This window comes from Psychrobacter urativorans, assembly GCF_001298525.1.
In the GTDB taxonomy this organism is placed as follows: domain Bacteria; phylum Pseudomonadota; class Gammaproteobacteria; order Pseudomonadales; family Moraxellaceae; genus Psychrobacter; species Psychrobacter urativorans_A.
The window spans coordinates 184,156-209,566 of record NZ_CP012678.1 but is presented as its reverse complement, the minus strand read 5'-3'; the positions used below and the strand labels follow the sequence as shown (position 1 = coordinate 209,566).

The window sequence follows — 25,411 nt, the reverse complement described above, 5'->3', positions numbered from 1 at the left end:
ATTAATTCAAGTAACATAAATTTAAACGTAAACTTATTCGGCGTTCATCATCTCAACCTGAGTAGCGTACATACTTTTATAAATTGGCAGCATATTAAGAAGTAACTTACCCATAGCGGTGCCATGACCTGCCTTATAATATGCTGCTAATTCCTTACTATAATCTCGTAAGTCTATGCTATTACTGGCATTGGGTACTTGCCTGTCACTTGGCAAATTAAGAAACGCGGCATCTTGCGTCCGTAATGGTAAATACTGCTGTAAGACGTCAATCGTGACACTATCGCTCGGTTGAGCTTGGCGACTCTTTGAGGTTGGTAAATCACTACGCGTATGCTGCCATTGCAACTGACCGCGCTTGTCAAAACCATACAGCTCTTGTATTGGTGCGCGGGTGTTGACTTGCTCAGTGGGCGTTAATGTAGACGTTTTAGGATCGCTATCCATGGCGCTTTTCATCATTATTAATACGTGTTGTACCAATATTTTACTGGTAAATTTTTCAGCACCAGGACGTTGTGCATCGTCCTCATCAGATGTCTTTTTAACGATCAAATCTGGATATTGCTGACCAATGAGCTTATGAAAAGTGTTGATATAGGTTTTATAAGACTGCTCATAGCTTGCAGCATCTTGCACACGGCGGATTATTTTTGGCGTGTGTAGCATGGGCGCAAGCTGCTGTTGGGGTATTTTAGGAAATAAAGTAGTCAGAGTGTCCGGTGCGATAACGTCAAATCGACTAACGGCTGCTTGCTCGTACAAGGCATCAAGGGCAGCAAAGTGGCTTTTTATCACGGCACTGCCAAAACCCTTGGGCAATGTACCATCATCAAGTGCAATTTTTAGCCATTTATTGTGCCATTTTGCTCCTAATTTATCATCCAACACTTTTGAGTTCATGGACGCAAAGTTATCCGCCCATAGATAGATAGTACCGTTTTTTAAATCGACATAAATGGGCTGATTGATGCTGGTGTAATTATTGCGCGCCTGATATTGGGCGCTGGTCAACATGGTAAACTTGCCTGCGAGCGGTTGATAAACGCCTTGAGCATTAAGAGATAATGGCTTTAATAAATAAGCATCCATTAATTGCGCTTTTTTGATATCAAGCTTGGTTTTTTTGCCCTCGTATTCTGTAAATATCTTGTCATAATAAGGCGACACGGGCTTGAGATTTGCTTGCTTGTCAGCGGTTGGTGACGACGATGGCACGACAATAACCGCATTTTTGTTAGTACGCTTAACATCATAGTTAGCATCGTCAGCCGCAACAGCGTCAGCGTCACTATCATAGTGACTATCTGACCACGCTTCATAAGCTTGCGCACAGGCTACATAAGAGAGCTTAAGCGCGTTACGCTGAGCTTGATAGGCGCTTGCTGAGATATCTTTACCTTGTGCTTCTGACTGCGTCAATAAGGCAGCATAGCCTTGGTCATGATTATCTTCACAATAACTATCGACACTTGCTGAGGCTACCAGTTGCTTGGTATCCACATTGGTAAACTGCTTGTCGTTACTAATCTCAAGATTGGTATGATAGCTAAAAGACTGGCGACGCTGTTGCTGTAAGGCGCTAACGACTATTTTTTTGGCATCAGCAGGTGACTGACTTGCAGCGCTAGTGCTTGATTGGCTTAGGCTGGTTGTTTGGCAACCCGTCACCAATAAAGAAGCGGCTAATAATGAGCTTGCCAATACGGTTTTGGTGCTGACTAATGATGACAATTTGGGCGCAGTTTTCATATTATTTTATCCTTGAACAGCAGTATCTTAAATCTGACAGGTGATATTTATTGGGTGATTACTGAGTGCTAAAAATCTATCTTACTCATCCTCAATATCAAGAGTGTCATTGCTATTATTATTGTAACTGTCATCGTAGTTTTCATTCAGATTATATTTTTCATCATACTCATAACGTGCCTCACGCGCCTGCTGTAAACGCTGGGTTTGCTGCTGTATTTTCCTAATCAAGGCATTACCATCAATCGCAGGTGGCGCATTAGCCCCAAAAGATTGCGCAAGCAATGGCGCTAAAGGATGCTTGTTGAAACTTGCGTTGTCGTAGCGCGTTTGATTGATAACCGTGGTTTTTGATCCCAAAAGATCCCCGCCAACATTGACACGTTGCTGCTTGGCTAGTAGACGGTCTGAATGATCAAGATAATAGTAATTGGTATGATTAAAAGAGATAGGACCAATGGCTTCTATAAGCTGTAATAATGAGCCAACATCGGCACTTTGATAGCCTTTATTATAGTGCGCAATCTTAGTGATGGCGGTTTTTAATGCCGCATCTTCAGGGTATTTTTCTGGATTGGCATCGACATAGTCTTGTAGCGAACGCGACACATATTTAAACACTTTACCGATGAGTTCACCACTTTGCCGACTGCCAAAATATACTTTTACCGCTTGCGTGGCGCCAACCTCTTTGGCAAATTTATCACCACTAATATCAACGGCACTGAAATAATCCGGTGCAAGCTCCGCCATGCTGTTTTGTACTGCATTAATAGCTGCATCATAAATCACCGCTACGGGGATTTGCGAGGTTATGGTCTCAGGTAAGCCAAAGCCGACGGTATGGGCTGCCATCTGTGTGGGTAATGGTGTATCCTCCGGACTGGCAATTGCCATAATTGGCATCAATGCAGAAGGGTCGATAATCACGCGGCTGTTATTAAAATCAAGTGCAATAGGCAGTTGGATGGATGACGTGATGGTTGGTGCTAGATAATCATAGCTATAAACGCTTTGAATACGCTTGTTCTGCGGTTGATACTGAGTAACACTATTAATAGAAAGGTATTGATATTGATAGGTGTTCATGGCTTCAATTTGCTCAGGAGTGCGACTGAACATACTTAATATTTGACTGACAGCGCCTGAAGAATCAGACTCTGCTGTTGCCTCTTTTTGATTAGCAGCTTGCTGCTGTTTAGTATGCATGGCTTCATAATCATTGAGCAACTCTTTTGGGTTCAGCCCTCTTATACCTGACAGTAGACCACCGCGCCCACCATTATATTCCTCTTCTTTTTGGTTACCATACTCATTGTAGCCGTCTTTATCATAGCCATATTGGTCGTAACCAGACTCGTCATAGCCCGCTTGATTAAAGCCGTCTTCATCAAAAACATCGTCATTATTCTCTATAAGTTCAGCATCTGTACTGTCGTCCGCTGCTACTGACGCCACAACCGCTTCCGCATCCGAGTCCACATCATAGTCATTATTATCATCATCGGCACTATCTGCATTTTTATAAGCATATAAGTTAATTAACGTCCTCAATAAACCACTAGAACCGGCGTCAATACTATCTGCCTTAATAAAAGGGACGGCATGATAACTGGCGTGCGCGACAGCAACATGCTCAGTCGCCAAATGTTGACGAATAGCAGCCAATAAGCGTTGCTTGGCTTGCATGTCATTATCTGGATAGGTAGTGCTATCGAATAATTGCTGATACTGGTCACTATTGGCGTTCAAACGGGCATGAAACGCACGACCTTGGGCTTGGCTTTGCGCACCATCAGCAGTATCAAAATCAATAAGTGGTTGAGGCGTACCAGCCGTAGAAGATAGGTGGCTACTAGACTGACAGCCTATTAATGCCACAGAAACGCTACTGAGCAACAGCGCATAACCTGCGGTAGATTTTCGTTTGCGTATGTTCGCTTCTACCTGAGACCGATGCTGTAAACCACGTTGATTAGAAGTGAATGGTGACATAGAAATCCCTATAGTCGACTGATAATATATGGAGAAAATTTGAACAAGATGTTATTTATAGCACAAAAGGTTACAAATGAGTAATTAATAGGTAGGGTTTTATAAAAGCTTCCACGCGTTCAAACGGTTTATAACAAAAGTTGATAAGTAGCTGTCCATTGAGCATTATTTTCGTTACTATTTACTGAGTATTAATGCTCGACCCCTTTCCCACTCGTAAAAAGGACTTTGCGATGCACAACTCAATATCTAAAATTCAACAAAATGCTCATCTTAATAATCCGCAAAATAAAGCGAAAATAAAAGCCGCTATACTATTAATCAGCAGCACGTTTTTAGTCTCCGTATCCGCTCATGCCCTTGAACCCACTAAAAGCACCATCAATAACGGCTCAATAAACAACAGCTCAATAAATACTAGCGCCATCAATCTAGCGATTATGACAGATACGCCGACCGTACTGTCGGAAACGAAGCGCGTCACTCGTGCCACGCCTAATAGGCTACAACAAGCGCCCAATACCACCGTCACTAAAAAAGCGGCTAAAGCTGACCTTGCCATTTATTCAAGTGATGCTATTGAGCATCCGTTATGGGCAAAAAACGGTATGGTAGCAAGCCAAGAAGCCATTGCCTCTGATATCGGATTACAAATCCTTAAGCAAGGCGGTAATGCTGTCGATGCTGCCGTTGCGGTTGGCTTTGCCTTAGCTGTCACCCTACCTCGTGCCGGCAATATTGGCGGTGGCGGATTTATGATGATTTATGATGCCAAACAAGGAAAAACGATAGCACTCGATTATCGTGAAAAAGCACCAAGCAGCGCGACGCGAGATATGTATCTCGATAAAGACGGCAATGCAGTGAGTGACTTATCACGCTATCACGGCTTGGCAGTTGGTGTACCAGGAACGGTTGCTGGACTGCTTAAAGCGTTAGATGAGCACGGTACGATGAGTCGCGGCAAGGTCATGGCACCCGCGATTGCGTTGGCGGAAAAAGGTATTGTCGTCACCCCGGGCTTGACCGAGTCGTTAGAGGCACTCAGTGAGCGCATGCAAAAATGGCCCAGTACCAAAAAAATATTCTTTAAACCCAATGGCAGCACTTATCAACCCGGTGAGCGTTTAAAGCAACCTGAGCTTGCTCGCTCACTTAAGTTGATTGCTGCTCAAGGTACTGACGGATTTTATAAAGGGGAAACCGCGCGTAAACTGGTGAAAGCGGTCAATGAAGCGGGCGGCAATATGAGCTTGCAAGATTTGGCGAATTATCAAGCTATTGCACGCGAGCCAGTGAAAGGTAACTATCGTGGTTATGAAATCGTCTCTATGCCACCTCCGTCCTCTGGCGGTATTCATATTGTGCAGATTTTAAATATTTTAGAAGGTTACCCGTTAAAAGACTACGGGCAAAACAGCGCACAAACCATCCATTTAATGGCAGAAGCGATGCAACTTGCTTATGCTGACCGCGCAGAATATTTGGGAGATTCAGACTTTATTGACGTGCCAGTAAAAGGTCTGACTGCTCGTCCTTATGCCGATAAATTACGCAACTTAATCAATCCAAACAAAGCCACGCCCGCTGCGACCATTAAAGCTAATAATCCTCTACCCTATGAGAGCGACCAAACCACGCATTTCTCAATTGTCGATAAAGACGGTAACGCGGTAGCGAATACTTATACCTTAAACTTCTCTTATGGCACCGGATTGGTCGCTGAAGGTACAGGTGTTTTACTCAATAACGAAATGGATGACTTTTCCGCAAAACCAGGTGTGCCCAATGGTTATGGTCTACTTGGTGGCGAAGCGAATGACGTGGAAGGTGGCAAACGTCCTTTGTCTTCTATGAGCCCAACCTTAGTGTTTAAAGACAGTAAGCCCTATATCGTAACGGGCAGCCCTGGCGGTAGCCGTATTATTACCACCGTCACCCAAATCATCTCCAACGTCATTGACCACGACATGAATATTGCTGAAGCGACTCATGCACCGCGTATTCATGACCAATGGTTACCTGATGAAATTCGTATCGAAAAAGCACTGAACATTGATACGATTAGAAAGCTTGAATCAATGGGTCATAAAGTCAGTCCGCAAGAAGCCATGGGTTCAACGCAATCCATAATGTTGACGCCAAATGGTGTCTATGGCGCGTCAGACCCGCGTATTGTCGATGCCGCAGTAGTTGGGTATTAGGTGTCAGATAACCGGTGACAAATGCGCTTGGCGGAATTGCGTGGGCGACATACCTGTGAATTGTTTGAACTGACGGCTAAAGGCACTATGATCGCCATAGCCGCAGTTCAATGAAATCTGAGTAATCGATATCTCAGGCATGGCTAATAATTTAATGGCATATTCCAGTCGCAGTTTTTGCACAAACTGTAAAGGCGACATATTCAGTACCGCTTTAAAGGTGCGCTCTAACTGCGACAAGCTCAAATTAGCCAATTCCGCTAACTCAGTAATATTAATTTTTTGATCTAGATTATCTCTTACAAATTGCGCTACTTCAGCCAAACGCGCGTGTTTACGTAAAATGCGCTCATTATCTTCATCAATATCGACCGAGATACCCACCATCGCGATAATTTGCTTATGGATATTATAAATAGGCAATTTATTGGTCAGGCACCAGCCAAGCTTCCCTGATGCGTAACTGTGTAGCTCCAGATTATCAACAATCACCTTGCCTTCCTGAATCACTTTTAAATCCTGCAACACATAGTCTTTACCTTGACGGTGAGCAAAAACCTGCTCTGAGGTAAAACCCACAATATCTGCATGTTTACTCAACTTGCAGCGTTTTAATAACGTTTTATTAGCAAGTTGATAACGTGCCTGCTCATCTTTTACAAAAAACACCACATTACTCAAGGTATCAAGTAGCGGTAATAATAGTGAAATACTACCAATAAATGCAGCACTATTGTCTGGATAATAATTATCTAGACTCTGCTGTAGTACGGCCGCCAGTTTTTTTTCTTCTATAGCATTATTAAACATATCATTTCCTTTCACTTTCTTACCTTCTATTTTTGTCACTCTTAATATCGTATCTCGTGGCATGCTCCCATCAAGCATACCTAAATTATAGGCTACTCCCCTCTTTTTTATTCCCTATTTATTCGCGGTACGCTACTAATCCTTCGTACCTTCTCATTAAAACATTCGCTAATTTAAGTATCGACTGTGCAGAAATGCGCATTCTTTACCAAAAAAACAGCAAGACGATGCATTTAAAAAAGTCCAATCTATATACAGACCTTAGATATTCAGTACTGGCTATGACGTATTAGATATTAAGTAGTTAGTAAGATATCCGGTCTGATGAATGACAATGGAATGTACCTTTTACACGGATGAATTAGGATGTCGGTCATGGCTTCTACACTATATAACTTTGAGATTATAGATTCGCATACCGGTGGCGAGCCCACTCGTATGGTCTACGACGGCTTTCCTGCGCTTGTTGGTGACACCATTCAAGACAAGTTGCACTACTTCAAACAACACTTTGATCATCTACGCCAAAGTATCATTTTAGAACCTCGTGGCAATGATGTTCTTGTTGGTGCCTTACTGTTATCTGCCACCGACCCTAAAGCCACTGCAGGAGTTATTTTTTTCAATAACGCCGGCTATCTTGGCATGTGTGGTCATGGCACCATCGGCGTCATTATATCTTTGGCGTATCAACAAAAAATAACTGCAGGCGAGCATTGGTTAGAGACGCCAGTAGGATTAGTCAAAACTACTTTGCGTGACGACGGCAGCTGCAGCGTACAAAACGTGCCTTCTTATCGTTATAAAAAAGAAGTTGAGGTTAATGTTCCTGAGCTTGGCGTTATTCGCGGTGACATCGCATGGGGTGGCAACTGGTTCTTTTTGGTAAGTGAGCATGGACAAGATATTGCCGCCAATAATGTCGAGGCGCTGACGCAAGTATGTATCCAGATTAAACAAGCTTTAGTCGCAGGCAATATCACTGGGAAAGACGGCGGCGAAATTGATCACATTGAGCTGTTTGCCGATAGCACAGAAGCTAACATTGATAGCAAAAACTTTGTGTTATGTCCGGGCGCTGCTTATGACCGCTCACCTTGTGGTACGGGCACTAGCGCCAAACTTGCCTGCTTAGCCGCTGATAATAAATTAGCACCTGAGCACTTATGGCACCAACAAGGCGTGGTTGGCAGCTCCTTTACCGGCAGTTATCAATACGCAACGCCAAGCCAGCTCGACCAAATGGGCGCCTATCCTGACAATACCATTATTCCAACAATTTGTGGTCATGCTTATGTCTGTGCAGAAACCCGCTTAATTGTACAAGATAACGATCCTTTTAAGTGGGGCATAGCTACTTTATAAGGCGAGCTAAATTTACAGCACTGAAAAATATAGTATCTGTCTATTTTTAGTACCTATGTTGAAGTAAATATGAATTATTGAGAGCACTTATGAGCACACAAGACTTCGACTTACATATTATTGGTGGCGGTATTATCGGTCTAGCGACGGCGGTAACGTTGCAAGCGCGGGGAGTAAAAGTAGCGCTGCTTGATGCCAACGAAGTGGGTCAAAGCGCCTCATTTGGTAATGCGGGTCATTTAGCAACCGAACAAGTGTTTCCCATCGCTGATGCCAGTATCTTACGTCATCTCCCAGCGATGTTATTTAATCCCGCAGGTCCGTTACGGCTAGATTGGCGCTACTTACCACGCTTGATGCCCTGGGCAATCCAATTATTAATGAATATGCGCCCTGAGCCGTTTGCCCGTATTCATCAAGCCATCTTAAACCTGAACCAAAGCAGTATCGAAGCGTGGCAAGGGTTTGCAAATGAGTGGCAGCTTAATGATTGGGTACAGGTAGAAGGCTCCTTATTAACCGTTGAAAAACAAGTCAGCATCGAGCCTTTAATCACTCATGGCAACCGTCTTAACGACATTGGCGTAGCAAATGAGTTATTGAGTAAAGAGGCATTGCAAGAACGTGAACCTGCCTTGCAAGACAATCAGCTGAATGCGTTGTTTTTTCCTGATACCGGTCACGTTACGAATTTAAAAGCCATCATCAGTCAGCTTAGCAATACCTTTCGACAACTGGGCGGTCATATCATTGAACATTGCCGTGTGCTTGAAGCCACGCTCGATACAGACGGGGTTCTTCTGACCACCAGTCAAGGTGAGATGACGGCAAATAAGGTGATGCTATCTGCAGGCGCGCATTCAAAAGCACTTGCCAAGCAACTGACTGGTGTGAGCGTGCCCTTAGATACTGAGCGTGGCTATCACTTGATGCTCCCTCATGAAAGCAAACGTTTACATATACCGGTATCAAGTATGGATCGGCGCTTCATTATGACTCCGATGCAAGATGGGCTACGTTTAGCAGGGACGGTAGAGTATGCCGGATTAGATGCCCCTGCCAATATGCGACGTGCACAAATGCTCTTGCCACTGGCGCAGCCAATGCTTAAAGCAACGTTAGATGCCACAGATAGCGTGCCGTGGATGGGATTTCGTCCTTCAACCGCAGACTCATTACCTGTCATCGATAACATCGGTCGCGTATTTTTAAACTTTGGGCATCAGCATTTAGGCTTAACGCAAGCAGTAGTCAGTGCGCAGATGATTGCTGAATATTATTTTAATGAGCCACATGCTATCGACCCGACACCTTACCGATTAAACCGTTTTAAAAAATCGTGATACGCAATCGTATGACGCTATGTCAAGAAAGCCAGCGAAGTAAATAAAACCAGCGATTCAACTTTGAATCACTATGAATGAAATCATCAATAATCAATTCATCAATAACTAAGGATAGTCTCATGAATATAAATGGAATTTTAGTCCCAATCGTTACCCCTTTTGACAACCATGGCGATGTCGACACTGACACCTTAACCACGCTAGTAGAGGCGTTTATTGACAAAGGCGTGACTGGTATTGTCGCCTGCGGAACTACGGGCGAATACTACACCTTTTCAGACGCAGAGCGTGAACTCGTGCTAACCACCATCGCTAATGCGGCCAAAGGTAAAGTGACCCTTATCGCTGGTATCAATAACTTATCAACTGATCACTCTATCAAACTTGCCGAGCAAGCCAAAACTTTAGGTTATGACGGCTTAATGCTATCTGCACCACCTTATAGCTTACCTGAGCAAGACGGTATCATCGCGCATTTTGAAAAAGTCGCGGATGCAAGTGAGCTGCCTATTATCATGTACAACTTCCCTGCTCGTGTTGGCGTGAGTATCGAGTTTGACACGGTAGCACATCTAGCCAAGCATCCTAATATCGTGGGCGTTAAAGAAAGCAGCGGCGACTTTAGTCATGCGCTACGCATGCTGCAAGCGAATTTTGATAACTTTGAGGTGGTTTGTGGCTGTGACGATCAACCGGTTGACTTCTTCTTTTGGGGCGCAAAAAGCTGGATTGCTGGTGCCGCTAACGTCTTTCCAGAAGAACAAGTCGCCCTCTTTAATGCCACTCAAGAAGGTGACTGGGACAAAGCCAAACATATCATGAGCAAAATCTATCCTGCTATCCATTCTATGGAATCTGGCAATTATAACCAAAAAGCCAAAGCCGGTTGTCTAAAAGGCAGCATCAATGTCGGCTCAGTACGTGTCCCCTTGACTGACATGCCAGCGGACGAAAAAGCAGAGTTTTTAGCCCTGCTTTCTTAATAGCAGTGCAAGCAGATACAACGCAAGCAAATACAACGAATATCTAGTGAGCAAATACTGACGCAAGCCATTAAAAATGAATATATCAATCAATATATGAACAAGCGCTACGTCAGTATGGCATCACCCTACTTATTATAAGGATACAAAAATGAGCATCACTAAAGAGCAAGTATTTGAACAAGCCAAACAACAAAAATTATGGGCAGGTCAATTAACAGTTGCTGACCCTCAATCCGAGGCGACATTAGACAATCACACCCCTATTGATAACACCCTTATCGGTCAAATTGCTGCAGGGACTGCCGAAGACGTCGATGCTGCCGTGAAAGCTGCACGTGACGGTTTTGAAAATGGCACATGGCGACGCTTAGCCCCTAGCGAGCGTAAAACCATCATGCAGCGCTGGTGCGCCCTCATGCATGAACATGCAGAAGAACTTGCAGCGTTAGATTGTGTCGATGCCGGTAAACCGATTACCGAATGCTTAAACACTGATATACCCGCAACCATTGAAACTTTCGAGTGGTATGCCGAAGCCGCTGATAAAGTATTTGGTAAAGTTGCCCCTACTGGTAGCGCCGCTTTAGGACTGATTATCCAAGAACCTATTGGCGTAGTCGGTGCCGTACTGCCATGGAACTTCCCTGCACAAATGTACGCGTGGAAAGTAGCGCCAGCCTTAATGATGGGCAATTCCGTCATTGTTAAACCTGCCGCCTTAACCTCATTATCTGCTTATCGCTTAACCGAATTGGCTTATGAAGCAGGCGTGCCTAAAGAAGCATTACAGCTAATTTGTGGTACGGGCAAAACTATTGGCGCTGCTATAGGTCGTCACATGGATATCGACATGGTGTCATTCACGGGCTCAATAGAAGTGGGTCGCCTATTTTTACAATATTCCGCTCAAAGCAATCTCAAAGAAATCGTCTTAGAATGCGGTGGCAAAAGCCCACAAGTGATATTTGATGATGCGGTGTTAGACGATGCTGTGATTAACGACATCTTGTCTGCCGCTTTTTGGAACATGAGTGAAAACTGTAGTTGTGGCTCACGCTTATTGGTACACAGCAGCCAAAAAGAAAGCCTCCTCAATAAGCTTAAAGAAGGATTAAAAGGTTGGAAAGTCGGCTCACCTTATGATGTCGAAACCGCTATTGGTCCGATGATTGAAAAAGCACATTTCGAAAAAGTTTGCCATTATTTAGAGACCGCAAAAGCAGAAGGCGCAACTTTAGTGGCAGGTGGCAAAATTCATACTAACTTAGGTAGTGGCTGGTATATCGAGCCGACTATTTTTGATAATGTCACGCCCGATATGACCCTGTTTAAAGAAGAAGTCTTTGGTCCCTTGCTTGCAGTGACCAGTTTTGAGACAGATGAAGAAGCCATCGCACTGGCTAATGATACTGAATTTGGCTTAGCCGCCTCTTTTTATACGCAAAACATCAAGCGCGCTTATAAAGTTGGTTCAGCGATTAAAGCAGGTACGGTATCTATTAATGGTTTTTCGGAAGGTGACATTACCACACCATTTGGTGGCTATAAACAATCAGGATTCGGTGGTCGTGATAATGGACTTGAAGCCTTATCACAATACACGCAAACCAAAACCATCTGGTTGGTGAACTAAGCGATTTTTGCAACGGCTACCTTTTATATCATGATGTACTGATACTTGATGAAATGATAGATAGGTAGCCAACCGCTTAGATGGATTACGTTTTTAGTCACACACTTACAAGGAAGTAGGTTATGGAAGCGATTATTAATACCATTGTCGGCTATATATGGAGCGATGCGTTAGTTTATTTAGCACTTGGAGTGGGTATTTACTTTACGGTCATGACACGCGGTGTCCAGTTCCGCTACCTCAAAGAGATGGTCAGACTGTTATTTGACAAACAACAGTCTGACCAAGGCATTAGCTCATTCCAAGCGTTTTGCATGGCATTATCGGGTCGAATTGGCGTTGGTAATATTGCAGGGGTTGCCACTGCCATTGCAGCAGGTGGACCGGGCGCTGTGTTTTGGATGGTCGTCATGGGTTTACTTGGCGGTGCGAGTGCCTTTATTGAATCTACCCTTGCTCAGGTCTATAAGCACAACGTAGATGACCAATACCGCGGTGGCTCGCCATTTTATATCGAGCGTGGACTGAAGATGAAGCCATTTGCGATTATCGTCGCTTCAGTAACTTGCCTATCTTATGGGGTGTTAGTACCGGGCGTACAAGCCAACACTATCGCTGATTCTTTCAATACCGCTTTCAATATTCCCCCTGTTATAACGGGCCTGATTGTCGTTGCCATGCTCGCCATTATTATCTTTGGCGGAATCAAACGTATTGCCAGCTTCGCCAGTACCGTTGTACCATTTATGGCGATTGGTTATATCTTAATGATGGTCATCGTTTTAGCCTTTAATGCCTCAAACTTGCCTGCTATGTTCGCCTTGATTTTCAAAAGCGCCTTTGGTATGGATGCCGTATTCGGCGGTATTATTGGTTTAGCCATTTCTTGGGGTGTACGCCGTGCGGTCTTTTCAAACGTTGCGGGCGCAGGCGAAGCGACTTTCAGCTCAGCTGCCGCAGAAGTCTCACACCCTGCCAAACAAGGCTTGGTACAAAGCTTTTCTATCTATATCGATACGGTTGTCGTCTGTACGGCAACTGCACTCATGATTTTATCTACGGGTATGTATAACGTCATTCCTACAGAAGGCTTAACCTTAGTCGAAAATCTGCCCGGTATTGAAGCGGGAACTGCATTTACACAAGCAGCGGTATCAACTGTATTTAGCCAATACGGCAGCGGTTTCGTTGCGATTGCCATCTTCTTATTTGCTTTCACTTGTTTGATTGCTTATTACTATATCGCTGAAACCACGTTGGTTTATCTTGATAGTAAACTTCGCTATCCAGTATTAAAACCTTTATTAAAAATAGTATTTTTAATCGTCTGCTTTAGCGGCAGCATACAGTCGATAGGTATGATGTGGGCGCTAGGCGACATTGGTTTCGGTAGTATGTGTTATTTGAACTTCATTGCTATCTTATTACTCAGCAAAACCGCATTAAAAGTGTTAAAAGACTATGATGAGCAAATGAAATTAGGGCTCAATCCTGTATTCGACCCAAGGAAAGCCGGTGTTGACAATGCTGATTTTTGGATAGAATATAGTGATAAGTATGATAAGCGCTAAATAGTAACTGGATTATTTCTGATACTTTAATAAATAAAAATCCTTACTTTTACTATGACACCAAGAGCTTGCACTTATAAGACATATTATAGCCCATCGAAACCTATTAACCTCATTTATACTAGCCTGTTGAGAGCACTTATGAATACTCAAGAATTCGATATACACATTATTGGTGGTGGTATTATTGGTTTAACGACGGCGGTAACGCTACAGGCGCGTGGGGTAAAGGTATGCCTACTCGAAGCCAATGAGATATGTAAGGGTACCTCATCAGGTAACGCAGGACATTTAGCAACCGAGCAGGTATTCCCCGTTGCTGACGCTAGCATGTTACGTCATATTCCCGCCATGCTGCTTAATCCTACTGGACCGCTACGGCTAGATTGGCGCTATCTTCCACGTTTGATGCCGTGGGCGCTACAGCTCTTGTTAAATATGCGCTCTGAGCCTTTTGACCGTATTCATAAGGCGATATTAAGCCTAAATCAAAGCAGCTTAGAGGCATGGCAAAACTTTGCAACTCAATTTCAGCTAAATCAGTGGGTGCATACCAGCGGCTCACTATTAACCATAGAGCACCCCACTAATCTCAAGATACTAACCGATTATGGTAAACGTCTTAATGATGTTGGGGTGGTCAATCATCTGCTAACCAAAGAAGGTATTGCAGAGTATGAGCCCGCCTTGGACAACAGTAAACTCGATGCTCTATATTTCTCCGAGACTGGACATTTTACCAATCTGCAAGCCATTCACGATAGTCTTGCTAACACCTTTAGGCAGCTTGGAGGTCATATCATTGAGCATTGCCGCGTGCTTGAAGCTGTGCCAAGCGAGGACGGTATTCACTTAAAGACTAACCACGGCGATATTATTGCCTCTAAAGTTGTCCTATCAGCAGGCGCTTACTCAAAAGCATTAGCCAAACAACTTACGGGCGTTAAAGTGCCATTGGATACCGAGCGCGGTTATCATTTAATGCTGCCGCATGAGAGCAAGCGCTTAAACATGTCGGTATCGAGTTTGGATCGGCATTTTATTATGACTCCTATGGAAGGTGGCTTACGCCTAGCGGGCACAGTGGAATACGCAGGGCTTGACGCACCGCCTAATATGCAGCGCGCACACAAGCTATTGCAACATGCACAACCCATGCTAAAAACACCATTAAATACCGATGATAGTGTGCCGTGGATGGGCTTTAGACCAACGACAGTGGATTCTTTGCCAGTCATTGATAGAATCGGGCGAGTGTTTTTAAACTTTGGTCATCATCATTTAGGTTTGACTCAATCAGTCGTAAGTGCACGGATGACTGCAGAGTACTATTTTGACGATCCACACACTATTGACCCTAAAGCTTATAAGCTTGATCGTTTTAGTAAAAAATCTCATTGAGTTATTATTGTTAGTATCAAAAAAGCCTTCTATATTGTTATGATATAAAGGGCTTTTTTAATACCTTTTATATCTTAACAAGGTAACGATCTGCTTAAACCTGCTATAGAACCACTCTTATTTTCAGTAAATATTATTTCTATGCCATTTATTATGTAGCTAAACTAACCATACTTACGTCACTGAATAAGTGGCTGTAGAGGCTAAATAATGCTATGATTACCACCTAAGATAAAGATTAAAAATAAGGCTATCAATGCCTTATTTTTTGTTTAGGTAGCCTAATAATCCATGAATTATTAGATAGTAGATTTCTATATTTACATCCTTGTCTTAACGTCTTACCCTCCTTTTTGATTTAATCAGTAAGAGTTCTCTATGGCATTTGTACACCTCGGCATTCACAGCGAATATTCGATTACCGATTCTATCGTGCGCATCAAGCCATTGGTTAAAGCAGCAGCGGCTGACAATCAACGCGCCCTTGCATTGACAGATTTATCCAACCTTTATGCCACGGTAAAATTCTATCGTGCTTGCTTAGGTGCCGGTATTAAGCCCATTATCGGCAGCGAAGTCATTATGGACAATGAAGACACACGCTTAACTCTGCTGGCGATGGATAATGAGGGATATCAAAATATTACCCGTATCGTGTCGCTTGGCTTTACCGAAGGTCGTGCTGATCCTGTCAACCATGGTACTCCTGTTATTAAACGTAGCCATATTTTAGAGCATGCCGCAGGCGTCATAGTCTTATTTACTGAAAAGTCTGATGTTGGGCAAGCATTGGTTGGCTCAATGCCGGAAAAAGCTGATGAATTGCTTGCAGAGTGGCAAGCAGCATTTAGCGACCGCTTATATTTTGCGATCAAGCGCACCAATCGTACGGGCGAAGATGCCTTTATTAAGGCAGTGATTCACTCAGGTGCTAAGCATCATATCCCTATCATTGCGCATAACGATGTGCGGTTTTTAGAGCAAGATGATTTCGATGCCCATGAAGCGCGGGTCTGTATCGCTGGCTCTTATGTACTTGCTGATCAAAATCGTCCACAAACTTATTCCGATGCCCAGTACCTAAAAACTCAAACGCAAATGCAGCAATTATTTGCTGATATTCCGCAGGTTATTGACAATACTTTACGCTTAGCAACGCGCTGTAATGTGACTTTAACGCTTGGCATTAACGTCTTACCAGAGTTTCCAGTACCTGAAGGTGAAACGACTGAATCTTTTTTTCGCCTAGAGTCGCAGCGCGGGCTTGAACATCGTTTAGACAAACTATTCCCAGTTGAGGCACGCAGCGATAATTGGAGTGATATACGCCAAAGATATGATGAGCGTTTAGAGTATGAGCTGAAGGTTATCCTATCAATGGGCTTCCCTGGTTACTTCCTAATTGTTATGGATTTTATCCGCTGGGCAAAGGCCAATGGCGTACCAGTCGGTCCTGGTCGTGGTTCCGGTGCAGGTTCGCTAGTCGCTTATGCGCTCAATATTACCGACCTTGACCCTATCCATTACGACTTATTATTCGAGCGCTTTTTAAACCCTGAACGGGTATCCATGCCCGACTTTGATATTGACTTTTGTATTGAAGGGCGCGATCGCGTTATTGATTATGTGGCGCAAACCTATGGTCGTGAAGCGGTGTCGCAAATTATTACCTTTGGTACAATGGCAGCGAAAGCTGTGGTACGAGATGTAGCGCGCGCTCAAAGTAAATCCTACTTTCTTGCCAGTAAAATGTCGAAGCTCATTCCTAAAACACCGGGGATTACGCTCAGTCAAGCACTTGAACAAGAACCACAGCTTAAAGACTTAATCTCCAACCCTGACAATATGGATTATGAAGATGCCATTGAGATTTGGGAGATGGCGATTAAGCTTGAAGGTATTTGCCGAAACGTCGGTAAACATGCGGGCGGTGTATTGATTGCGCCACACAGAATTACTGATTTTAGCGCTATTTATTGTGACGATGACGGTCACCGCGTCAGTCAGTTTGACAAAGATGACGTCGAAGCCGTTGGTCTAGTAAAGTTTGACTTTTTGGGCTTGCGTAACTTAACGGTAATCAGTGCAGCGGTCAAAAATATCAATCAGCGCCGCGCGAAAGAAGGTGTGGCTGAATTGGTATTAGAAGATTTGCCATTAGATGACGCTAATGCCTATAAGCTCTTGCAAGATGCCAAAACGACCGCGGTATTTCAGCTAGAAAGTATGGGTATGAAAAAATACCTTGCTAAGTTGCAGCCAACCAATATTGAAGATGTTATCGCCATGTGTGCGCTGTATCGCCCCGGTCCACTCGATGCCGGTATGGTAGAGATGTATATCGACCGTAAGCACGGTCGCGAGGAAGTCATTTATGACCATCCCAATCTTGAACCAATTTTAGAAAATACCAACGGCGTTATTGTTTATCAAGAACAGGTCATGCAAATCTCGCAGGTAATGGCGGGTTATAGCTTGGGCGGCGCGGATATGCTTCGCCGCGCTATGGGTAAAAAGAAACCTGAAGAGATGGCGAAGCAGCGTGATATTTTCGTCACTGGTGCCACTGAGCAAGGTATTGATGAAGCTACCTCAGGTGGCGTGTTTGATTTGATGGAAAAGTTTGCCGGCTACGGTTTTAACCGCTCACATTCTGCTGCTTATGGTGTGCTTGCTTATCAAACGGCTTATTTAAAACAGTACTACCCTGCTGAATTTATGGCGGCAGTATTAACATCCGATATGAATAATACGGATAATGTGGTGTTCTTTATTAACGATTGCCGTGAAAACTTCGGTTTAACCGTGGTTAATCCATCGGTGAATCGTAGTGAATGGCACTTTGTTGCGGATCAGCCGACCAATATTATTTATGGTTTGGGTGCTATTAAGGGCGTGGGTGAAGGTGCGGTTGAATCTATCGTTGAGGCGCGTCGTCGTGACGGATATTTTAAAGATTTATATGACTTTTGCCGTCGTGTTGATATCAAAAAAGTGAATAAGCGTACGCTTGAAGCATTAGTAAATGCAGGGTGTTTTGATGACTTTGCCGCAACCTTGCGTCCTGACTTACCAAGCGACGAAGCATACGAGATTCGTGGCGCATTAATGAGCCAGCTGCCAAGCGCGGTGCAGGCGGCTGAGCAAGACCGCCAAAATAAAGAAATCGGTATGATGGATTTATTTGGTGAAATGGACGGTGTCGTTGCGGCGCCTCCTCTAGTCATGACGCCAAAGCTGATTTGGGGTGATAAACACCGCCTAAAAGCCGAAAAGAATACTTTAGGATTATACTTAACGGGTCATCCGATTAATGAATATCTAGAAGAACTGAAGCGTTATACTTCAGGCGCACGCTTAGATAAACTGGCGGATACGGGCTATAACGGTAGCTGCTATTTTGCGGGCTTAATTATCGACATCGCAAACTTTGGTAATCGTAACGTCATTATCTTAGATGATGGTACCTCAAGACTGGAAGTTAGCTGTTACGCTGAGCGCTTTAATCGCGTCAAAGAGCAGCTAAAAATTGATGAAGTGGTCATTATTAAAGGCAGTATCCGTGAACGCGATGGTCGTCTGTTCGCCCGTCTTGATAATGCTCTGACCATCGTCGATGCACGCCTGCGTTGGCTCAAAAAAATCAGCATCAAAATTCATGGTCATGATATTAATTTGCTCACGCGCTTACAGCCCCTACTTAAATCAGCACAAGCGGACTTAATACCGGCACCGCGCCTAGCGTTTGACAACGATCAGGACGAGCAAAGTAATGGCAATGGCAGCGCTAACGATTATTATGATAATACTGCTGGTGGCAGTTTGTACGATGAAGATGGTAATGATTTATTAGCATTAGAAAAAGATATGCATCAATATACTGTCAGTCAAAGCAATATTGAGCAAGGCTATGCCAATAATGCGCTGAGTAATACAGACGCCTCAATCAACGACAACTGTACCCCACTCGGGCTGAGTGTGTATGAGGATTACGGTATTGCCAATGTCGGACTGTCTGAACATTGGCGCATCTATCCTAATGATGATAATCTACAACAGTTAAAGAATATGATTAGCGTAGAGAACTTACATTTTCATTACAGCTGATTGATTACACCCACCCATTTTACATTACTGGAAACTTAGTCATGGACGACACTCATCTTAATCATAACCAAAACATGGATAGCCATTCTATGGACAGCCATCCTGTTCATGAGGTCATCAATCACGAACAGTTTGAAGAGATGCGCGACTTGCTGGAAGAAGACTTTGCAGACTTAGTGCAGACTTATCTTACGGATAGCCAAAAACGTATTGATAGTCTGCGTGTCGCTCAAGTAGCTGGTGATAATGCGAATGGCTTTGAGGCGGCTCATGCGCTAAAAGGTGCCAGTGCTAATTTAGGCGCCACGCAATTAGTAACTCTCAGTGGACAATTACAAGAAGCCTGCCGTGCTCATCAAATCAGTCATTCAGCTACCGTTATTGAACATTTATCAGAAGCACTACACCATGTCGAACAACAGATTTATCAACGCTTAGCGCTATAAAAACCGAGCTAGAAAAACAGGGCTATCATAATAATGAGTCGTACTTTATCAACATCAGCTTCCATCTTAGCAAATACTATGGTAAGTGACTACTTATCCTGCCTACAAGTCGTCATGGTGAATACCACCTTGCCAGCCAATATTGGTTCAGCTGCACGGGCAATGCATACCATGGGCTTGTCACGGCTGACGGTTGTTAATCCCAAGCTCCCGATTGACGAGACCAGTATTTCGCATGCCGCTGGTGGCGGTGAGGTGTTAGCAGCAGCAACAATTACGCCTACGCTAGAATCTGCTATTGCAGATTGCCAGTTGGTCTTTGCTGCCAGTAGTCGCAGTCGCCATTTGCCACGTCCAGTGGTGACTCCAACGCAAGCAGCGAAAATCATGCTAGACTTTATTGATAAGCAAAGTGCTATTAATGAGCAAAATGGTATGAATACAGCGCCCAATATTGCCCTTTTATTTGGTCGTGAAGATCGTGGTCTGACCAATGAAGAACTAGCATACGCTGATTATCATATTCAGATTGATGCCAATCCTGCTTATCCTGTGCTCAATGTCGCATCAGCCGTGCAAGTGATTGCCAGCTTTATCTTTGCTTATACGCAGACGCATATTCCCTCTATGCCTCATCGAATTAGTCTCGATAATAAAGACACAATAGAGGCAACGACTAATACAGATAATGCAACAACCCCACTGCTGTTAAATACCTATGTGCGTCAGCAATGGGATGAGCCTGCCATCACTCAACAGCAATTGCAACAATTGACGAAACGTACTACGGAACTGATGGTTCAGCGTGGTCTGGCGGATGCGGAACATTTAAAATCATTGCCGTCACGCTTATCTCGACTTGGTTCACGTATCCAACTCGACCAAAAAGAGTATCAACTGCTCAGTGCTTTGGTAGCCAAACTTTTAAAAGAATAAAGCTACGCAGCCTAAAAAAACCTAAGTCGCCAAGTTTTTTGTATTATTAACGATGCCTGATATACTAGCGCACGCTACATGCATTACTTAATAATGATTATTTTTTATAAACTGAGCAATAACAGCGATTGTTAGCGAGCAATTGCATACGATGTAATATTAAAAAGGAGCTAATTATGAAATGGACAGTCTACTTATCTGGTGAAATTCACACCGACTGGCGTCAGAGAATCATTCAAGGTGCTACAGAACATGGTCTTGATATTGAGTTCACATCAGCCGTCACTGAGCACGAAGCCAGCGACGCAGCCGGTGATGTACTGGGTAAAGACGAGAATGCATTCTGGCGCGATCATAAGTCGTCGAAGGTCAATTCGATTCGTACCAAAAATCTGATACAAAAATGCGATATTGCTATTATTCGTTTTGGTGATAAGTATAAGCAGTGGAATGCAGCATTTGATGCCGGCTGTTGTGCAGCTTTGGGCAAACCATATATCACGCTGCATGCTGATGACATTATTCATCCGCTAAAAGAAGTGGACGCAGCAGCAATGGCATGGGCGCAAACGCCTGAACAAGTTGTTGAGCTGTTAAAATATACTATCAACGGCTAGATGTGGCAGTAAAAACGAATTGGAATCTATGTGGCAGTATTGCGGACGTAAACGATCACCTTTAGCATAAAAAAACTACTGTTCACTGCCAATCTGGTTTTATTTAACACTCATCGCTATATTTTATGATGCAAAGCTGCTATAACTAAAAATATTGTCATCAAAAATACGATAGGACGCTTTATGTTATTGCCAACTGCCTTGTTTAAATCGCTTACTCGCATCAAAAAAGACTTAAAAGAAGATATCGATGCCGTATTCACTCGTGATCCTGCTGCGCGCAATAGTATGGAAGTTCTACTGACCTACCCTGGTATTCATGCGCTTATTTTACATCGTGGGGCGCACTGTTTGTGGGAGCACGACCAAAAATTTGCGGCGCGTGCCATCTCTTACGGCTCCCGCATTATTACCGGTATCGAAATTCACCCTGCGGCTAAGATTGGCAAGCGCTTTTTTATCGATCATGGCGTTGGCGTCGTTATCGGTGAGACGGCTGAGATTGGCAATGACGTGACTTTATATCATGGCGTCACTCTCGGCGGTGTATCATGGAATAATGGCAAACGTCACCCAACCCTAGAAGATGGCGTTATTGTCGGTGCGGGCGCCAAAGTGTTAGGACCATTTACGGTGGGTAAAGGCGCTAAGATTGGCTCGAATGCGGTAGTCGTTAAAGCAGTACCGGCGGGTGCAACGATGGTCGGTAGTGCCGCACGCATGATATCAGATCATCATGATGAAAAAGGCAACCCAATTACTGCCAAAGTTGATGAGAACAAACCACAAGAAAAAGCAGCCATCACGCCAAATAGAAAAGTAACTCGCAGCAGCGCCCGCGACACCGCTTTTCAGGCTTACGGTATCGATCCCTCTTCACAAGACCCAGTGGCGGAAGCATTTGCAAAAATGCTTGAACATATTCAACAATCTGAAACTCGCCTCGATCAATTGCAGGCGGCAATGTGCAAGATTGATCCTGATTTTTGCAAAAAAGAGTATGATAAATTGTGCTTAGAAGATATTGATGTGATTGGGCAAAGTGATATGGATGAAATAGCCTCTGAGCAGAAGTAGATATCAAAGGACTAGCTAGTTAATGAATGAATGATGCTTGTATGTAAATCCATGCTTATTAGCTATATTATAAAACTAAAAAGCCCGAGGCCAATTGATATTAACTGGCTTCGGGCTTTTTTAATGATAACTCTAGCAAAGTATTTTTATAAATTTAATTTCTCTTCAATCCATTCTTTTAACACGACTGCTTGATTATAATCTTCATCTTTTGCGCCATAAACCAAAGTAACATTATGTTTTTCAAGCTGAGCTTTTATCATATCTAGAAACTCACCGTTCATTTCATTGTCGTCTAATTCTTGTTTATACAATCTCTTAAAGTCAGTAAACTTATCTTTATCGTAATTAAAATATTTTCTAAGTTTATCAGATGGCGCTATATCTTTTGGCCACCAGCTATAACTTATGTTTTCTTTTTTTATCCCTCTAGGCCATAAGCGGTCAACCAGTATGCAATATTCATCATCTTTTCCTTTTTCTCTATACGCTCTTCGGATTTTAATTTTTGATATCATGATAGAATCCTTTCAGTATCAAAGGCTAATATTTGAATGCATGAACCTTCCCGTCCATAATATTAGTTTTATAACCTTAATTTCAATTCTTATTTACGCTACTCATTTATTGCTTAAAACGATGAATTAGGTTGCGTTAAAAACTCTATTTCTTCGACAGTAGAAGTCCGTCCGAGGATTTCATTACGGTGTGGGTAACGACCGAAGCAATCTACGATAACTTTGTGTTTAATCTCAGAACCATATATTTCTTCATTGGTATAATGTTTAAATAATTGTTCAGCTTGTTGATGAATTAACTTTGATTCGCTATGCATATAAGGCATTAGCAGAAACTTGCGTTCATCTAGACCCTTTAATTTTTGTAAGGTGCCCGCTGCCACCGCTTCTTGAGCCAAAGTTAGTGCCATGGGATCTTGAGCAAAAGCTTTTGCAGTATGACGGTAAATATTGCGTGAAAATTGGTCTAATATGATTATTTCAGCTAAGCGTCCTTGAGGATTGCTGCGCCAAGTATAAAACTCTGCCGCCGCGGCTTGTTTTAGGATATCGACAAAGTGCGCTCTGAGAACTTCATCTAGCCCTATATCCTTATCGAACCATTTTTGACTACCCACCTCTTTAAAACAAAAATCCAATATCTCTCTGTACATAAACCGCTCTTTTCTAAGATTTAAATGTTAACTCTACTATAAACCAGTCTCAACCAATTCCTCTATTCCCACATTCTCATGCGCCTTAAACGGATAGCGATCTGCCATAACTATCCATTCCTGACTAAGATTTAATCTTATTAATAAAATATCGATATCCATGGACACTTGCCGTATTGCCGTAGGCGTAGTTTGACGACATCGATGACAATCCTTTTCAAACGCTTTAAAAGTGTGTTGTAACTGCTGTAACGTCATGGGCACTGTGAGCAATAGATAAACGCATTGATTGATATAGTCAGGTTTTGGCTGCTGTAGCGTGGATGTGAAGTCAGGATTCTGCAGGGCGCTCGATGACGTTATCCTACCAAGTGTGGCTAGTTGCTGATGCACTTGCGGCAAGTAATATTCAGCTTGATAATTACTGCCCAATGCCAATACGATAGCCGCCACAGCTTGCGCTTGCAGCGTTTCCGGCTCATCTTTGCTTAATCTTGAAACATCCAAATTCAGTAATCCTTTATGCATCATCTTATGCGTTATCAGATTTGCTCTCAGCCGTCTCATTTTCAGCACTTTGATTGTCCGCAGCTTTTGCATAACGGGTAATTTGCACACCAACTGCTTCTGCTTGTTTAATAGCAGTCGGTTTTGCAACGCTCAAAATTACTTTTTGACATGAATACTTAGCCAACAGGCTCTCAGCGATTTCTCCAGCTAAATGCTCAAGCAGTTCTGCTTTTATTTCTTTGCACCACCTGCTGACATCATCACAAACCGCTTTATAATTAAGGGCATCACTTACATCATCTGACACTGCCGCTTTACTAATATCGGTCTCAAGTACAATATCAATGCGTATCGGCTGATTAATGGCGCGTTCCCACTCGTAAACACCAATCACTGCCTCTACTGTTAGACCTTTTACAAATACCACATCTGACTCGGTATGAAACATCTTATTGTCCTCATTATCTATTTTTTATTAAAATCTGTGCTGCTATTTTTCTAAGGCTTGCTCACGTAAAAGCTCCGCTTTAAGCTGTTTACTTGGACGATTGCGCCATAAATCAATACTGAATAATAACAGACCGAACCAAATCAGTCCAAATACAGCGAGGCGATGTAAATCAAACGGCTCGTTATAATAAAACACCGCCAAGAAGAAAATAAAAGTCGGTGTCAGATAGTTCATAAAGCTGAGGATACTATAAGCCACCAACTTAGTAGACTTATTAAATAATAGCAAAGGTATCAGAGTAATAGGACCTGCCAGCATTAACAACCAAATAGAAGGCGTAAACCAAAAGCTGAGCTGGCTGCTGACAACATCCGCTTGCCAAAACCACCACAGACAAATAGGCACTAGCATTGCCGTTTCAATAAACATGGCATCAACGGCAGTCAATGGCGTTTGCCGCTGAATAGTGCCATAAGTGCTAAAACTAAACGCCAATATCAATGATATCCACGGCACACTTCCAAGCATCACCACTTGAATAACTACAGATAATAATGCGAAACCAATAGCCACCCATTGCAGCCGTCGCAGACGCTCTTTGAATAAAATCATCGATAGCGCGACACCCACTAAGGGTCCAATAAAATACCCTAAACTGGCTTCAAGAATCTGATCATGAGTCACTGCCCAGACATAAGTCAGCCAGTTAATCGCAATGATAATACCTGAGATAAACGTATAGGCTATCCATTTTGGATGTTGCTTGAGGGTATCAATCCACTGCCAACGCTTGGTAATTACCAACACGATTAACAAACACGCAAACGTCCAACTAATACGATGACCAATGATTTCAGTCGCATCATAAGCGGTTAATTGCTTAAAGTATAATGGAAACACACCCCATATAAAAAAGGCAATAAGCGCAGTTATAATACCCTCTTTGGTGGTGCGAATGGGCGTTACTGATTTTTTGACGACATTATCGGTAGTCATAAGGTGAAACAACTTTTTAGAGCAAAACATACCCTTG

At 43.2% G+C, this 25,411-nt stretch carries 20 protein-coding genes; 12 read left to right on the top strand and 8 right to left on the bottom strand.

Going from position 1 to position 25,411, the window contains the following annotated elements; all coding sequences use genetic code 11:
* Window positions 1-33 precede the first annotated feature (33 nt).
* Window positions 34-1,752: a hypothetical protein gene (locus AOC03_RS00900; protein ID WP_062533180.1), complete on the bottom strand. Its 1,719-nt coding sequence runs from the start codon at window positions 1,750-1,752 to the stop codon at window positions 34-36.
* Window positions 1,753-1,833: 81 nt separating this feature from the next.
* A complete protein-coding gene (locus tag AOC03_RS00895; RefSeq protein ID WP_062533179.1) occupies window positions 1,834-3,747 on the bottom strand; it encodes a hypothetical protein in 1,914 nt (637 codons plus the stop codon).
* 233 nt (window positions 3,748-3,980) lie between these two features.
* Here AOC03_RS00895 and ggt point away from each other — a divergent pair, with 233 nt between their 5' ends.
* The gene (gene ggt / locus AOC03_RS00890) at window positions 3,981-5,951 is read left to right on the top strand and encodes a gamma-glutamyltransferase (RefSeq protein WP_084785725.1); all 1,971 of its coding nucleotides are present in this window, start codon (window positions 3,981-3,983) and stop codon (window positions 5,949-5,951) included.
* Window positions 5,952-5,954: 3 nt separating this feature from the next.
* Here ggt and AOC03_RS00885 read toward each other — a convergent pair whose 3' ends face one another.
* A complete protein-coding gene (locus AOC03_RS00885) occupies window positions 5,955-6,761 on the bottom strand; it encodes an AraC family transcriptional regulator (protein ID WP_062533178.1) in 807 nt (268 codons plus the stop codon).
* A gap of 375 nt (window positions 6,762-7,136) precedes the next feature.
* Here AOC03_RS00885 and AOC03_RS00880 point away from each other — a divergent pair, with 375 nt between their 5' ends.
* The 11 genes from AOC03_RS00880 to cysE all read left to right on the top strand — a co-directional run bounded on the left by AOC03_RS00880 (window position 7,137) and on the right by cysE (window position 22,246).
* Window positions 7,137-8,126: a proline racemase family protein gene (locus AOC03_RS00880; RefSeq protein WP_062533177.1), complete on the top strand. Its 990-nt coding sequence runs from the start codon at window positions 7,137-7,139 to the stop codon at window positions 8,124-8,126.
* Window positions 8,127-8,215: 89 nt separating this feature from the next.
* Complete coding sequence (locus AOC03_RS00875) at window positions 8,216-9,469, top strand: NAD(P)/FAD-dependent oxidoreductase (RefSeq protein ID WP_062533176.1); 1,254 nt, start codon at window positions 8,216-8,218, stop codon at window positions 9,467-9,469.
* Between the two features lie 122 nt (window positions 9,470-9,591).
* Window positions 9,592-10,455, top strand: coding sequence for a 4-hydroxy-tetrahydrodipicolinate synthase (gene dapA / locus AOC03_RS00870; protein WP_062533175.1), 864 nt, complete (start codon window positions 9,592-9,594; stop codon window positions 10,453-10,455).
* Window positions 10,456-10,606: 151 nt separating this feature from the next.
* Window positions 10,607-12,091, top strand: coding sequence for an aldehyde dehydrogenase (locus tag AOC03_RS00865; RefSeq protein WP_062533174.1), 1,485 nt, complete (start codon window positions 10,607-10,609; stop codon window positions 12,089-12,091).
* Window positions 12,092-12,213: 122 nt separating this feature from the next.
* The gene (locus tag AOC03_RS00860) at window positions 12,214-13,662 is read left to right on the top strand and encodes an alanine/glycine:cation symporter family protein (protein WP_062533173.1); all 1,449 of its coding nucleotides are present in this window, start codon (window positions 12,214-12,216) and stop codon (window positions 13,660-13,662) included.
* Between the two features lie 141 nt (window positions 13,663-13,803).
* On the top strand, window positions 13,804-15,063 hold the full coding sequence (locus tag AOC03_RS00855) for an NAD(P)/FAD-dependent oxidoreductase (RefSeq protein WP_062533172.1): 1,260 nt from the start codon (window positions 13,804-13,806) through the stop codon (window positions 15,061-15,063).
* Window positions 15,064-15,441: 378 nt separating this feature from the next.
* Entirely contained in the window at window positions 15,442-19,170 is a 3,729-nt protein-coding gene (gene dnaE / locus AOC03_RS00850; protein ID WP_062533171.1) for a DNA polymerase III subunit alpha, read from the top strand.
* A gap of 41 nt (window positions 19,171-19,211) precedes the next feature.
* Window positions 19,212-19,616 (top strand): Hpt domain-containing protein, encoded by a 405-nt coding sequence (locus tag AOC03_RS00845; protein ID WP_227514254.1) that lies wholly within the window; start codon window positions 19,212-19,214, stop codon window positions 19,614-19,616.
* 33 nt (window positions 19,617-19,649) lie between these two features.
* Window positions 19,650-20,552: an RNA methyltransferase gene (locus AOC03_RS00840; RefSeq protein ID WP_062533170.1), complete on the top strand. Its 903-nt coding sequence runs from the start codon at window positions 19,650-19,652 to the stop codon at window positions 20,550-20,552.
* Window positions 20,553-20,728: 176 nt separating this feature from the next.
* Window positions 20,729-21,169: a YtoQ family protein gene (locus AOC03_RS00835; protein WP_062533169.1), complete on the top strand. Its 441-nt coding sequence runs from the start codon at window positions 20,729-20,731 to the stop codon at window positions 21,167-21,169.
* A gap of 222 nt (window positions 21,170-21,391) precedes the next feature.
* Window positions 21,392-22,246: a serine O-acetyltransferase gene (gene cysE, locus AOC03_RS00830; RefSeq protein ID WP_237182073.1), complete on the top strand. Its 855-nt coding sequence runs from the start codon at window positions 21,392-21,394 to the stop codon at window positions 22,244-22,246.
* A 146-nt stretch (window positions 22,247-22,392) separates the two neighbouring features.
* On the opposite strand, the gene AOC03_RS00825 is transcribed toward cysE, so the two are convergent.
* The 5 genes from AOC03_RS00825 to rarD form a co-directional block, all read right to left on the bottom strand.
* Window positions 22,393-22,764, bottom strand: coding sequence for a DUF488 domain-containing protein (locus AOC03_RS00825; protein WP_062533167.1), 372 nt, complete (start codon window positions 22,762-22,764; stop codon window positions 22,393-22,395).
* 113 nt (window positions 22,765-22,877) lie between these two features.
* Window positions 22,878-23,417 (bottom strand): DUF924 family protein, encoded by a 540-nt coding sequence (locus AOC03_RS00820; RefSeq protein ID WP_062533166.1) that lies wholly within the window; start codon window positions 23,415-23,417, stop codon window positions 22,878-22,880.
* Between the two features lie 36 nt (window positions 23,418-23,453).
* Window positions 23,454-23,924 carry a 2-amino-4-hydroxy-6-hydroxymethyldihydropteridine diphosphokinase gene (locus AOC03_RS00815; protein WP_227514253.1) on the bottom strand — a complete coding sequence of 157 codons (471 nt, stop codon included), beginning with the start codon at window positions 23,922-23,924 and terminating at the stop codon, window positions 23,454-23,456.
* A gap of 25 nt (window positions 23,925-23,949) precedes the next feature.
* Window positions 23,950-24,375 carry a dihydroneopterin aldolase gene (gene folB / locus AOC03_RS00810; protein ID WP_062533164.1) on the bottom strand — a complete coding sequence of 142 codons (426 nt, stop codon included), beginning with the start codon at window positions 24,373-24,375 and terminating at the stop codon, window positions 23,950-23,952.
* 42 nt (window positions 24,376-24,417) lie between these two features.
* Complete coding sequence (gene rarD, locus AOC03_RS00805) at window positions 24,418-25,374, bottom strand: EamA family transporter RarD (RefSeq protein WP_062533163.1); 957 nt, start codon at window positions 25,372-25,374, stop codon at window positions 24,418-24,420.
* Window positions 25,375-25,411 lie beyond the last annotated feature (37 nt).

What these genes read in the sequence shown, in the direction of transcription:
- AOC03_RS00900 (WP_062533180.1), bottom strand. Translation starts at nt 1,752, where the DNA reads ATGAAAACTGCGCCCAAATTGTCATCATTAGTCAGCACCAAAACCGTA.
- AOC03_RS00895 (WP_062533179.1), bottom strand. Translation starts at nt 3,747, where the DNA reads ATGTCACCATTCACTTCTAATCAACGTGGTTTACAGCATCGGTCTCAG.
- ggt (WP_084785725.1), top strand. Translation starts at nt 3,981, where the DNA reads ATGCACAACTCAATATCTAAAATTCAACAAAATGCTCATCTTAATAAT.
- AOC03_RS00885 (WP_062533178.1), bottom strand. Translation starts at nt 6,761, where the DNA reads ATGTTTAATAATGCTATAGAAGAAAAAAAACTGGCGGCCGTACTACAG.
- AOC03_RS00880 (WP_062533177.1), top strand. Translation starts at nt 7,137, where the DNA reads ATGGCTTCTACACTATATAACTTTGAGATTATAGATTCGCATACCGGT.
- AOC03_RS00875 (WP_062533176.1), top strand. Translation starts at nt 8,216, where the DNA reads ATGAGCACACAAGACTTCGACTTACATATTATTGGTGGCGGTATTATC.
- dapA (WP_062533175.1), top strand. Translation starts at nt 9,592, where the DNA reads ATGAATATAAATGGAATTTTAGTCCCAATCGTTACCCCTTTTGACAAC.
- AOC03_RS00865 (WP_062533174.1), top strand. Translation starts at nt 10,607, where the DNA reads ATGAGCATCACTAAAGAGCAAGTATTTGAACAAGCCAAACAACAAAAA.
- AOC03_RS00860 (WP_062533173.1), top strand. Translation starts at nt 12,214, where the DNA reads ATGGAAGCGATTATTAATACCATTGTCGGCTATATATGGAGCGATGCG.
- AOC03_RS00855 (WP_062533172.1), top strand. Translation starts at nt 13,804, where the DNA reads ATGAATACTCAAGAATTCGATATACACATTATTGGTGGTGGTATTATT.
- dnaE (WP_062533171.1), top strand. Translation starts at nt 15,442, where the DNA reads ATGGCATTTGTACACCTCGGCATTCACAGCGAATATTCGATTACCGAT.
- AOC03_RS00845 (WP_227514254.1), top strand. Translation starts at nt 19,212, where the DNA reads ATGGACGACACTCATCTTAATCATAACCAAAACATGGATAGCCATTCT.
- AOC03_RS00840 (WP_062533170.1), top strand. Translation starts at nt 19,650, where the DNA reads ATGAGTCGTACTTTATCAACATCAGCTTCCATCTTAGCAAATACTATG.
- AOC03_RS00835 (WP_062533169.1), top strand. Translation starts at nt 20,729, where the DNA reads ATGAAATGGACAGTCTACTTATCTGGTGAAATTCACACCGACTGGCGT.
- AOC03_RS00825 (WP_062533167.1), bottom strand. Translation starts at nt 22,764, where the DNA reads ATGATATCAAAAATTAAAATCCGAAGAGCGTATAGAGAAAAAGGAAAA.
- AOC03_RS00820 (WP_062533166.1), bottom strand. Translation starts at nt 23,417, where the DNA reads ATGTACAGAGAGATATTGGATTTTTGTTTTAAAGAGGTGGGTAGTCAA.
- folB (WP_062533164.1), bottom strand. Translation starts at nt 24,375, where the DNA reads ATGTTTCATACCGAGTCAGATGTGGTATTTGTAAAAGGTCTAACAGTA.
- rarD (WP_062533163.1), bottom strand. Translation starts at nt 25,374, where the DNA reads ATGACTACCGATAATGTCGTCAAAAAATCAGTAACGCCCATTCGCACC.